General features: G+C 49.3%; 9 protein-coding genes, 1 tRNA gene and 2 pseudogenes. 10 read left to right on the top strand and 2 right to left on the bottom strand.

Annotated elements, in window-relative coordinates:
- Positions 1-12 precede the first annotated feature (12 nt).
- A complete protein-coding gene (locus NLML1_RS03340; RefSeq protein ID WP_285441390.1) occupies positions 13-2,184 on the top strand; it encodes a sensor histidine kinase in 2,172 nt (723 codons plus the stop codon).
- Positions 2,185-2,194: 10 nt separating this feature from the next.
- On the opposite strand, the gene NLML1_RS03335 is transcribed toward NLML1_RS03340, so the two are convergent.
- Both NLML1_RS03335 and NLML1_RS03330 read right to left on the bottom strand, forming a co-directional pair.
- Positions 2,195-2,410 carry a hypothetical protein gene (locus NLML1_RS03335; protein ID WP_138077468.1) on the bottom strand — a complete coding sequence of 72 codons (216 nt, stop codon included), beginning with the start codon at positions 2,408-2,410 and terminating at the stop codon, positions 2,195-2,197.
- A 66-nt stretch (positions 2,411-2,476) separates the two neighbouring features.
- Positions 2,477-3,724: an LPXTG cell wall anchor domain-containing protein gene (locus NLML1_RS03330; protein ID WP_285441389.1), complete on the bottom strand. Its 1,248-nt coding sequence runs from the start codon at positions 3,722-3,724 to the stop codon at positions 2,477-2,479.
- A gap of 123 nt (positions 3,725-3,847) precedes the next feature.
- Here NLML1_RS03330 and NLML1_RS03325 point away from each other — a divergent pair.
- The 9 genes and pseudogenes from NLML1_RS03325 (at position 3,848) to NLML1_RS03280 (ending at position 11,857) form a co-directional block, all read left to right on the top strand.
- Positions 3,848-3,922: transfer RNA gene (locus tag NLML1_RS03325), tRNA-Glu, on the top strand.
- A gap of 146 nt (positions 3,923-4,068) precedes the next feature.
- Positions 4,069-4,866, top strand: a complete 798-nt coding sequence (locus NLML1_RS03320; protein WP_285441388.1) for a hypothetical protein — start codon at positions 4,069-4,071, stop codon at positions 4,864-4,866.
- A gap of 402 nt (positions 4,867-5,268) precedes the next feature.
- A complete protein-coding gene (locus tag NLML1_RS03315) occupies positions 5,269-6,222 on the top strand; it encodes a CHAP domain-containing protein (protein WP_285441387.1) in 954 nt (317 codons plus the stop codon).
- Positions 6,223-6,286: 64 nt separating this feature from the next.
- On the top strand, positions 6,287-7,606 hold the full coding sequence (gene obgE / locus NLML1_RS03310) for a GTPase ObgE (protein WP_285441386.1): 1,320 nt from the start codon (positions 6,287-6,289) through the stop codon (positions 7,604-7,606).
- Between the two features lie 18 nt (positions 7,607-7,624).
- Positions 7,625-9,040: an exodeoxyribonuclease I gene (gene sbcB, locus NLML1_RS03305; RefSeq protein WP_285441385.1), complete on the top strand. Its 1,416-nt coding sequence runs from the start codon at positions 7,625-7,627 to the stop codon at positions 9,038-9,040.
- 1 nt (position 9,041) lies between these two features.
- Positions 9,042-9,986, top strand: coding sequence for a ketopantoate reductase family protein (locus NLML1_RS03300; protein ID WP_285441384.1), 945 nt, complete (start codon positions 9,042-9,044; stop codon positions 9,984-9,986).
- Positions 9,987-10,035: 49 nt separating this feature from the next.
- Positions 10,036-10,578 (top strand): annotated as a pseudogene (locus NLML1_RS03295) (PadR family transcriptional regulator).
- Positions 10,559-11,276 (top strand): annotated as a pseudogene (locus tag NLML1_RS04455) (ABC transporter ATP-binding protein). Before NLML1_RS03295 ends, NLML1_RS04455 begins: the two co-directional pseudogenes overlap by 20 nt.
- The gene (locus tag NLML1_RS03280; RefSeq protein ID WP_285441380.1) at positions 11,276-11,857 is read left to right on the top strand and encodes a hypothetical protein; all 582 of its coding nucleotides are present in this window, start codon (positions 11,276-11,278) and stop codon (positions 11,855-11,857) included. Before NLML1_RS04455 ends, NLML1_RS03280 begins: the two are co-directional and overlap by 1 nt.
- The last annotated feature ends 3 nt before the right edge of the window (positions 11,858-11,860 follow it).

The following is an 11,860-nucleotide window of genomic DNA, read 5'->3' as shown; positions in this document are numbered from 1 at the left end:
GAGGGAGTGGGCATGGAGATAGCGGGGCTGATCATTGCCGGGGTAATGTCGCTGGTGTTTGGCCTCATGGTCGTGGCTCATCAACCACGCCAGCTGGCAACCCGGTTCTTTTTTGTGCTGACGGTTGGCATTGCGCTGTGGGCATTGGGTATCGCGGCGTTTTTAGCGACTAATGTGCTGGCGGCGGCACTGATATACCTGAGGATATATTACATCGGAGCAGCACTGATCGCGGCAGCCATGATCTCAGTGGCAACTCACATTGGTGCACGACGATCAGCGAAATACGTGCCAGTTACTGCTTGGGTACTATTTAGCATCGTCGCTTTGATGATTATCGTGCGAGTTGATTGGCTGATAGCGCAGGTGGTCTTGAATGATCATACGGTCGTGATTCATCCGATCGGCTATTTCGTCTATATGGTGTATTTCATACTGCTGTTTTTGGCGGCACTTATCATCCTCGCGCATCAGGCTCGTCGCCGCAGTGCGCTCTTGGTGCGCTCTCAGCTACGACTCATTTCCTATGCCTATGGCATTGCTGGCAGCGTAGGTATGATATTTAATTTACTGCTGCCGGCTGTTGGTCGCTATGACCTCATCTGGATTGGGCCGCTGAGCACCTTTATTTTTATACCGCTGGCGTATCTGACAATTGTCAAGCACCGTCTCTTTGGTTTGAAAGATGCGGCGGTGCGAACAATTGCGTACGCCATGCTGCTAAGCTTATTAACAATCGTATACTACACAGCGACCTATAGTATCTCGGCGATTGTCAGTGCGTTCAGCGGTCATGATATCGGCGGGATGCCAGGATTCTGGGGTGTGCTAGCGGCATTATTGTTAGGGTTTTTGTTTCAACCGACCAAGCAGTTTTTTGATCGCCTGACTGACAAGCTATTTTATCGACAGGGCTATACCATTGAAAGCTTTATCAACGAGATTGGGCAAATTTTGCTACATACGATGGGGCTGCGACTACTGACGACTCGGTTAGCGGTGTGCCTAACACGGCTTATCAAGGCGCGTCAGGTTATTTTTGCCGTGTATGATAATGGTCGCTTTCGGATATTTGGCTCACGTGGACACACTCGTCCGCCGCAGGTGGATCTAGCGGAGCTGGTAATGCAAGACCAGCTTGAGCAGCTCGATGACGTGGCGGTTGTCGAATCGCTGCCAGAGCAGTTACGGCGGACGATGAAACTACAAAAGCTGGCTATCGTCATGACATTGTCGCTACAGGAGGATATCGTTGGTTTTGTGCTGATCGGCGAAAGTCAGAAAAATAACTATGTCGAGCGCGATCTCTCGATGCTTCGGGCGGTGCGCGGTGAGCTGGCGATTGCCATTAAAAATGCTCAGTCGATGGAGGAGGTGAATGAGCTGAATGCCGAGCTGCAGCAGCGTGTCGAGGCGGCGACGCAGGAACTGCGGATGAGTAACCAGCAGCTACAGCGACTAGACGAGGCGAAGAATGAATTTATTTCTATGGCGTCGCATCAGCTGCGGACGCCACTAACCAGTATCAAGGGCTATCTCGACATGCTGCTCCAGGGTGATCTCGGCCCAGTTCGTCCGACCCAGAAGGCTGTTCTACGCGAGGCTTTTTCCTCGAGTGAGCGCATGGTACAACTGATCAATGACTTTCTCAGTATCTCTCGCTTACAGACCGGGACATTCACTATGAATCGTCAGCTGGCTAACCTCGGTGATATTGTACAAAGTGAAATGGCTCTGCTGAAGATCGTGGCCAAGCAGCATAACATCACTCTTTCGGTGCATATTGACGATGATGTTCCGACGTTGCCGATTGATGCCGAAAAACTCCGCCAAGTCATCATGAACATGATTGATAACGCGATCTTTTATTCTAAAGAACGAACGACGGTCAAGGTGTCGCTCTGTTGCGATACGCGGGAAGTGGTGTTTACGGTCGAAGACCAAGGCATCGGCGTGCCAAAAGCTGAGCAGTCTGGCGTGTTTGGTAAATTCTTTCGCGCCTCAAATGCTCGCAAGCGTCGTCCTGACGGCACGGGCGTTGGCTTGTTTTTGGCGCGTAAAGTCGTGCTGGAGCACGGCGGGGCGATGATTTTTGCCTCAAAAGAAAACAAGGGCAGCACGTTTGGTTTTCGTCTGCCACTTGATAGGACGGCCGCGAACAAGAAAAAGGTGACAAGTCGCTGAGAAATATTGATTATCGGAACAGACTAATAATACCCGTGATAATCACGATAACGATGATGACTATTACTACGCCGATGCCGACACCACGCAGTAATTTTTTGCGTTCATATAGCCACTGACCGGCCGACGAGCGGCTGACCGCCTGGATGCGCGTGACACTGGGTCGAGTTGTTGCGGCGTCAACGCCAGAGTATTTCTTAGAGCGCTTTTTCTTCTGTTTTGCCATAATACTATTGTACCATGAAATACCCCTCGGGGTGCGAGGGGTATCCAAGTCAACCAGATTTATGATTTACACATGACGTCGACTGATGAGGTAGGCGACTCCAGCAGTGAGCAGGGCGCCAAGACCCAGTCCACCAACGAGCGTGTCAGTGGCGTTACCGGTCCGCGGTAGTTCGCCAACGGTCGTCGGTGCGGCAGGTGGGTTAGTGGTTTGTGTGCCGCCCGAGGCTGAAGGTGACTGCTGATTGTTGTTGGCTGATGGCTGCTTCGATTGGTCTGGCGTTTTTGGTTCAGGCACCGGTGTAGTTGGCCGAGTCGGAGTTGCCGGTTGGGTCGGTGTCGGCTGTTTCGGATCGGTCGGTGCTGGTCTTGGTTGTGGCGTTGGCTGTGGTTTTGGCTGTGGAGCTGGGGTCTGCGGCTTGGCCACCTCTATAGTAGCACCACTACAGTTGTTATGGCCCTCGAGCGAAATTTGATCACTCTTGATGCAGGTTGTACTAGTCAGTGTGCCCGCGACATATTGCTTGACAATAGCGTCGACAGTAAATGTTTTCGATTCATTTGGCTTGAGTTCACTAATCAGTGTCTGCCAGGTATTATTTTGAATTGTACCAGCGGATGCCTTTAGGTAGGCTACCCCTTGTGGTGCGGTATTGGTAACATACGTGTCATGTATAGTGGCGGTCCCTGTGTTGGTAACGGTTACTCGGTAGGTAAAGGTCTTGTTGACGGTGACTTTTTTGTGCTGCGCGCCATCAACAGTAGTTCTGACGGCAAACCCCAGTGTAATTTTTGGTGGTTTATCTGGGATTGGTTCAGGTTTCGGATCAACTGGTTTCGGAATTGGCGTTGGCTTTGGTTTTGGATCCGGTGTTTCGCCAGGGACTGTGGCCTGCTTAGCGCAGGCATCGCTGGTCACCATTTCTTCTTTACCATTCACATCAACGACAATAAAGGCTTTGACCGTGTATGTGCCCGGTGTGAAGCCCTTGAATTCGTTACCAGTTTGATACACCTCTTTACCCTTAGCATCGTAGACCTTGTAGATCGTCGTTTTATATGTCGCACCATCACGGGCAGCGTACTTGACTGAAAACTTGAAATTAGTAGCTGAAAACTGATCAATACTGAGCGCATTACAACGATAAACTGGCGTAGGTTTCGTATTCGTCGGTGTTTGCGTATTGGTATTAGTCGAATGATTGGAATCTAGTGCCCATAATGTGGTTGGCACTACTGTCGCTACCGCAACCATCGCTAGAACTGCATAGTGGCGCAGTGACAATGAGCGGAATAGTGATGACAAATTTCGCATAACTTCCTCCTTTATCCTCGTAACTCTACGTAGAATACACCAAAATGATGAAAAAGTCAATTTTCGCATGACTGGATAGCTAGACATAATATTATCAATCTGCTACAATACGATCTGTTTAATGGCCTCATCGTCTAACGGTTAGGACACCAGGTTTTCATCCTGGCAATCGGAGTTCGATTCTCCGTGAGGTCACCAATACTTATAAGGATAGTTATCCCGTTTGAATTTGCAGTAGCTCGCTCAGTTTTGATAGCGAGCTATTTTTGTTGACGTCAAAACGTAAAAATACTCTGGTATAATAGACAGTAGGATACTTCAAAAAGAAAGGGGAAAATCCTCGAATGACAAAGACGACGGCCATAAAGAATGAACCCAAGAAACAAGCTGCATCTTCACCAGAGCGTAACATTCGATGTGAGGCGGTCATTATTATCGAGGCGGCAATACTTGTTTGTTCAGCAGGGGTGTTCATAGGTCAGCTGCCGCTATTCTTTCGAAACCTTCAGGATATGCCGTTAGTACTGACTGTCATTGGCGTAGCTATCGCATCACTCCTCGTTCAAGGTCTCATTGTCTTGAAGCAGTCCCGTCGAACTGACCAGTACCGACAACGAATCGCTGCGCTCGCTATGACTGTGGTGTATCCGGTGGTGCAATTTATTGTGTTAGCACAATTTTATGTCTTTCAGGTTGGCCCATTTAGCTCAGCGCTTCGAGAAGCTACCCGTGCGATATTTAGTGCTACACTGGCCTTTAATAACTCGCTCCCGGCTATCTTGTTTATGGTGGCGTGTACGACTATTGGTTCACTGTGGCTATGGAAGATTATCATAACACCTGAGGGGGTATCATATTGGCAGCCACGTCCAGCCGACCAGCTATCTGAGGCGGAGAAAATTAAGCAGGAGCGGGGCCTGCGTTATCGCAAGATTGGCGTGACCTTGATGGTGCGAGTGCCGTTCGCACTCATATGTGCGTTCATGTTTGTCATAACACTTTTGTATATTACTCCCGCAACCATTCTCTTTGTGATGCTGATGGCGATGTCTGCGGTGGTGCCATATGCAGTCATTTTGAGCTTTGTTGTTGGGCTGGTGTATATGCTAAAGGGTGAGGTGTATTACAGGGTAAAGCATTGACAAATTATGAGAGGATCGCGTATAATGGAAATAAGCTTGCGTTCATACAGGGCACACGCCTCGTAAGCGCGCGGGCCTACCAGAACGGTCGCACGGATGCGGAAAACTAATCGTTTAGCAATATCAACTAATTATTAGGTCGACAATGCATCCTGTTCTTGTGCGAGAAGAAAGACTCAGTACGGTAGTCAGCGTTGATGGAAACATTGACACGGGAGAAGCGTTATTCGTAACCAAGCATCTGCCCATCAGGGCAAAAAACTCAAGCTAAGCGCAATATCGGCGTATGGCGGAATCTTTCTATTAGTTATTTCATTTCTGGCACTAAGTTATCAGACAGGTGGCGTCGCTAGTCAGCAGGGCTCAGTCTCGGCCTCTCAGCCAGTCGCACCGTCTACTGGTGTGACACATGAGACAAATAAGGTTTCAGTAGATCAACTGGCGGCTGCTAATGCGGTAGCCGATCTGGCTGAGACGGTCAATCTGCCAACTGCCGGTGATTTACGTGAAGCGACGGCAACGCTGTCAATCAAAAAAGAGTTGGCTCAGGGTGATACGGAGGTTATTTCTAAGCCACAGATTATCCAGCCTGAGAAATCAGCTCAGCGCGGCATCAAGACTTATGTCACTAAGCAGGGCGATACAATTGACTCGATTGCTAAGAAGTTTAATGTGACGGCCCAGACGGTGCGCTGGGCGAACAATACGACATCTGATGCGGTTGAAGCTGGCAAAACATTGATTATCCCGATGGTTGACGGCGTGGTCTACACTGTTAAGGACGGCGACACCGTCGAAAAATTGGCAGAAAAGTATAAAGCAAATCCTGAACGAGTGGCATTGTATAACGACTTGGCAAATGGGGCGGCACTAGCCAAAGATACACGAATTGTTCTGCCGGGTGGCGTATTGCCAGAAAATGAGCAGCCAGGTTACGTGGCGTCCCGCTCTGGCCGTCGGGGCTATGCAGGGCGGACAACGGGCGGCGCAGTCAGTGGTATCAGCTATGGTTACGCTCGAGCATCAGTTGGCAACCGATACGCTCTTGGCAACTGTACATGGTACGTGTACGAGCGGCGGGCAGCACTTGGTCGACCAATTGGTAGCTTCTGGGGCAACGCGACGTCGTGGGCAGCAAGTGCTCGGGCAGCCGGTTTTGTCGTTAATCATACGCCGGCACCAGGGGCAATCTTCCAGACAACATGGGGCGGTGGTGGTCTTGGTCACGTCGGTATGGTCGAGCGGGTTGAAGGTGGCACGATCTACGTTAGCGATATGAATTACGCTGGGTATAACGTCGTGACGCATCGAACGATCCCGATGTCTGAGGTTGGTCGATATAACTTTATTCACTAGGATGCTCTAAGGCAATAAAGCGCCTCCGCTATCTCTCGGGGGTGCTTTTTGATATACTAAAATTATGTTTGTAGATACAGCGAAAGTATTAGTGCGAGCTGGCAAGGGTGGTAACGGCGCAGTCAGTTTTCGGCATGAGAAGTATGTTGACAAAGGCGGTCCTGATGGCGGTGATGGTGGACGTGGTGGTGATGTGGTGTTTTTGGCGACCAAAGACCTTAATACACTGCTGAATTTTCGCCACAGGCCAGAACTAAAAGCAGAGAATGGCGGTGACGGCAGTAAGCGTAATAAGCGTGGCAAAAGTGGCTCGCCGCTGGTTATCAAAGTACCAATGGGTACATTGGTCAAGCGCGACGGCAAGGTAGTTGCAGATTTGACGGCAGACCAGCAACAAGCAGTTGTTGCCCGGGGCGGTGATGGCGGCTTTGGTAACGCGCACTTTACGTCCAGTACGCGCCAAGCACCAAAGATGGCTGAGCTTGGCGAGGCGGGTGAAGAATTTGAGGCTGAGCTGGAATTGAAATTATTGGCCGACGTTGGCTTGGTTGGTTTCCCTAATGCTGGTAAATCGACATTCTTGAGCGTGGTTTCTAATGCTCGGCCGGAAATTGCCAATTATGAATTTACGACCTTGACGCCAAATTTGGGCGTAGCGGATGTTGATGATGGTTCAGTGTTGATTGCTGACATCCCGGGGTTGATTGAAGGCGCTTCGGAAGGTAAGGGTTTGGGCGATCAGTTCCTGCGCCACGTTGAGCGGACAGCCGTGTTGCTTCACATGATTGATGCGTATAGTGACGACCCGGCGGAAAAATACCAGACTATTCGCCGTGAGCTGGAAAAATATTCTGAAGAATTGGCAACGCGTCCAGAGATTATTGCCCTGACGAAGTGTGAAGGGCTGGACGATGAGATTATTGCCATGCAATCAACGGCACTACAAAATGTAGCCAATGGTTCGCCAGTGCTGGCGATTTCGTCGCAGACACATGCTGGCGTGACGGAGCTGCTACGCCTACTGCGTCGGGAAGTTACGAAATATCGAGCACGGGAAGCTGAGTTGACTGAAGAAGAAGGTGATGATCTGCCGGTAATTACCCTGGATGCGCAAGCAGCATCTGATGCTTGGACGGTAGAGCAGGTGGTTGGTGCGGAGCCTGAAAATGTAGACCATGAAGAGATGATTAGTTTCATCATCCGCGGCGCTAAAATTGAAAAGTTTGCTCGCCGCACTAACTTTGATCAATTTGAATCGGTCAATCGCCTGCGTGACATCATGCGAAAAATGGGCATCACTCACGAGTTAATTCGTCAGGGTGCAGTCGGCGAGACTGTGGTACAGATTGGCGAATCGATGCCGTTTACGCTGGTTGAGCAATAGGTTTGCTATACTATAATCATGGCACAAACATTTTTCTTCTATGACCTCGAGACGAGTGGATTAAATCCGCGGCAAGACCGCATCATGCAGTTTGCTGGGCAGCGAACAGATATGAATCTCGAGCCGATTGGTGAGCCGTATAACCTGCTGGTGACGCTGAATGATGACACGTTGCCGAGTCCTGATGCACTAATGGTGACTGGCATCACACCGCAAAAAACGGTTGAAGAAGGTTACACCGAGGCGCAGTTTGCCCGGATGTTGAGCGAGGAGATTTTTACGCCGGACACCATCGCGGTTGGCTTCAATAATATTCGGTTTGACGACGAATTTATTCGTCATTTGTTGTGGCGTAATTTTCATGATCCGTACGAGTGGAGCTGGAAAGACGGTCGCTCGCGTTGGGATTTGCTGGATGTAGTTCGGCTGACTAGGGCACTGAGGCCGGAGGGAATCGAGTGGCCGCTTGATGACAAGGGTGAGCCAAGCAACCGCCTGGAATTGATCACTAGCGCCAACGGTATTGCGCATGAGAATGCTCACGACGCTCTAGCGGACGTGACAGCGCTGATTGCCGTGACGAAATTGATTAAGCAAAAGCAGCCACAGCTGTATGATTACTTGCTAAAAATGCGTGACAAAAAAGCAGTCCAACAGCTGGTCAACGTGGATGACAAAAAACCGTTTGTTTACGCTAGCGGGCGTTACGACAAAGAGTTCGCCAAAACCACGGTGGCCTTTCCACTGACGACCAGTCGAAACGGCGGTGTGGTCGTCTATGACTTGCGGTATGATCCGATACCGTTTGTTGGGCTGAGTGCGGAGGAATTAACAAAGAAAATCTTTGCGTCGTGGGAGGAGCGGCAGGCTGAGGATTTCGTCAAATTGCCAGTCAAAGAGTTGCAGTACAATCGCTGTCCGGCGGTGGCACCGCTGGGTGTGCTGGAGCAGGGCGATGGCTGGCAGAAAATTTCGCTTAGCACAGAAATTGTCCAACAGCATCAAAATATTTTGCTGAATCACCCAGATTTTGCCGAAAAATTGCGCAGTATTTTTGAAAATAAACCAGCCTTCAAAAAGATGCCCGATCCAGAAGCACAACTGTACGATGGCTTTTTGCATGACCGCGATCGTATCCGTGTCGAAGCGGTGCGCAATGCTGATGAGCGTGAACTAGCTGATTTTCATCCAGAATTCCAGGACGAGCGGCTGGCGTCACTACTGCTGCACTACAAAGCGCGCAACTTTCCGCGCTCGCTCAGCGAAGATGATTTAGTGCAATGGGAAGCATGGCGGGCTCAGCATCTGCAGGCGCAGCTACCGCAGTTTATGGCGTCTCTACAGCGGTTGGCGCCGACAGCGACTGACGAGCAGCAGTTTATCTTGCAGGAATTACAGCTATGGGCGGAGGCGATACTGCCCACTGAGGACTAAGATGCGGTACTTAATTTATGGTGCGGGAACAATCGGTCTGACGTATGCACATTTATTAGCGGTACACCATGATGTGGATGTGCTCGTATTGCCTGAGCGGTATGAAGAGGTGTCGCAAGGCGTGCCACTTGCTATAAAGGATTTGCGTCAGCGTGACAATACGTATCAGTCGACGGTATTTTACCCACAGTGTGTCACATCGCCAGTAGGTTATTACGACGTTATATTAGTAACGGTTAATCGCTGTCAACTTCAATCGGTACTGCCGATACTAGCAAAGTATCAGCCGAAGGCTAGGTGGATTGGATTTATGCAAAATAATTGGAATCTGGCCAGTGAGGTTGATCAATATATATCGCCTGATGATTATTTTATTGCCTTCCCTTCCAGTATTGGCGGTGGGCGAGATAATAATGGCGTGAAGGTTATTATATTTCCAACACCGACGCGGGTTGGTGGTGCAAGGGCGGGAGCAAAGTTATTCATGCAGCACTTAAAAGAAGCTGGGGTAGCGAGCAGCTATGATGCTCGTCTGCTTGATTGGATGAAAGTTCATTATCTCCAGCAATCAGCAACTGCTGGCGCCATAGCTAGTAGTGGCAGTTTTTCGGCATTAACGCATGATCCAGGGGCGATTCGTCAGCTAATTATGGCACTTCGTGACGGTATATCTCTATGTCGTCACCAAGGTGTTGCGGTGTGGCGAGTTTTCCCTTTCAATGTACTATCAATGATGCCGCTAAGGGTAGCTACTGCAATAATGCGGCATGCACTTCAACAGCCCGATGTAGTCGATATGGTAACGGGTCATATGAAGCACGGATTTAACGAATGGCTAGCTGGGTATGATGAAGTATTGGCTGACGGCAGGCGGTTAGGGGTTTTGATGCCGGCATGGCAGGCATATAATCCGGCTGTTCAGCGCTATAAGACAACTATACACTAAGTTTATAATAACTCTTGCGATAGCTAGTCACGTGGTGTATAGTAAGAGTATGAATGCACAGTACACACTTCTTGGGTTTTTAGCGTAAGGATCAAACTATGGATATGAGTTAAAGAAGGAGTACGATGACTACTTTGGTAAAGATAAGCCAATTCTAGCCGGGTAGGTATATTCAATATTGGCGCGGTTAAAACGTGATGGCAAGGTTAAAGAAATTGTCGATACTGGCACCTCAGGTGGTCCAGATAGAGTTCGTTATGCTATCACTAAAAAAGGACATTATGAGCTACAAGAATGGTTGGAGACTCCCGAAGCGCCATCACCCCAACTACAGGCAACGATGTATATTAAGTCGGTACTCGCCATTCTCAAGGAGGGAGACGCCGCACCATACCTTGATAATCAGCGCACCGCACATATCCAACGCATGCGTGAGTTAACCACTCAGCGGCGTGATAGCGACTTGTCAAATATGCTACTGATTGATCATGCGTTGTTTCATTTGGAGGCAGATTTACGATGGATTGAACTAACTATCTCACGCTTAACAAAGTTAAAGGAGGAATTATTACATGGGCAAGCCAATTATTAGTGCGAGGAATATCAAGAAATCATTTGGACAGGCGCAAGCGCTGCGTGGTGTATCGCTTGATGTTATGGCCGGCGAGGTGCTAGCAATTATGGGGCCAAGTGGCTCGGGCAAATCAACATTATTGCACAGTCTAGCAGCGGTTATCGGTGTTGATAGTGGCGAGATTCATTTTGATGGTCACCGTATTGATGCAATGAATGATGATAAACGTAGTATCTTGCGGCGGACTCGCTTTGGTTTCGTTTTTCAGTTTGGACAGCTCGTGCCAGAATTGACCAGTCTCGATAATGTAGCCCTGCCTCTGCTGCTCAATGGTGCTAAGCGACAGGAGGCTTACAAGCAAGCTGGAGCACTGGCTCAAAGCGGTCGGACTCAGCGACAAGGCTGGCAGCATGCTTGGTGAATTATCGGGTGGTCAGATGCAACGTGTAGCGATTGCTCGTGCTATGGTGACCAATCCAACCGTACTGTTTGCCGACGAGCCAACCGGATCGTTGGATAGCCTTAACTCGGAGAAGATTATGGAGTTATTTATTGCAACCGCTAAAGAGCATGGAACAACGGTTATCATGGTGACCCATGAACCGACGATTGCTGCGTATGCAGACCGTGAGATCATTGTTCGTGATGGTCAAATTGCAAGCGCTGGACATGTACAATCAGTGAGCTCTGATGCTCATAGCAGGAGGGTTATATAATGAGCATTAGTTGGATGCTTCTTCGTAAATCTGGTCGCCAATCAATGGCCCGCCTCGTGCTGACATCGGCAGCTATCGCACTTGGTATAGTGTTGGTTTGTTATTTTGTAGCCGGTGTAAACGGTCTACTGAAACGGACCGACCGTACGATTATTAATACGGCTATACTTCAAGCAAAGAATGCTGCACCGCAGCAGCGACAACGAGACACCACCGTCAAGCCGCTAAAGGCGTCAAACGTACAGCTAGGTAATTTGACGAAATGGCGCGATAAAAAAATTGATGTACTGTCACTCTATGGCGTAGAAGGGTCGGTCCAGTTTGCTCAATTACCAACACCAGCATCTGGTGAATATTATATGTCAAAAGCTCTGGCCGAGAGGGTCGCCCAGCATCCCGAGGATAAGATTATTGATAGATTTGGCAAGCATACAAAGTATCTTGGTACGATCCCTGATGCGTACCTACAAAGTCCAGACGCACTGATGCTTATTCGAGGGGTGAGTACTGAGGAAGTTGTCGCCACGGATAAGGTTGCTCAGTCTCGTGGGCAATCATCATACTTTACCGATATATACTAAACT

It is taken from the genome of Candidatus Nanosynbacter lyticus, assembly GCF_030253515.1.
GTDB lineage: Bacteria > Patescibacteriota > Saccharimonadia > Saccharimonadales > Saccharimonadaceae > Nanosynbacter > Nanosynbacter lyticus_A.
Note: the sequence above shows the minus strand (reverse complement) of the source record. Positions and strands in the feature narration are given on the sequence as shown.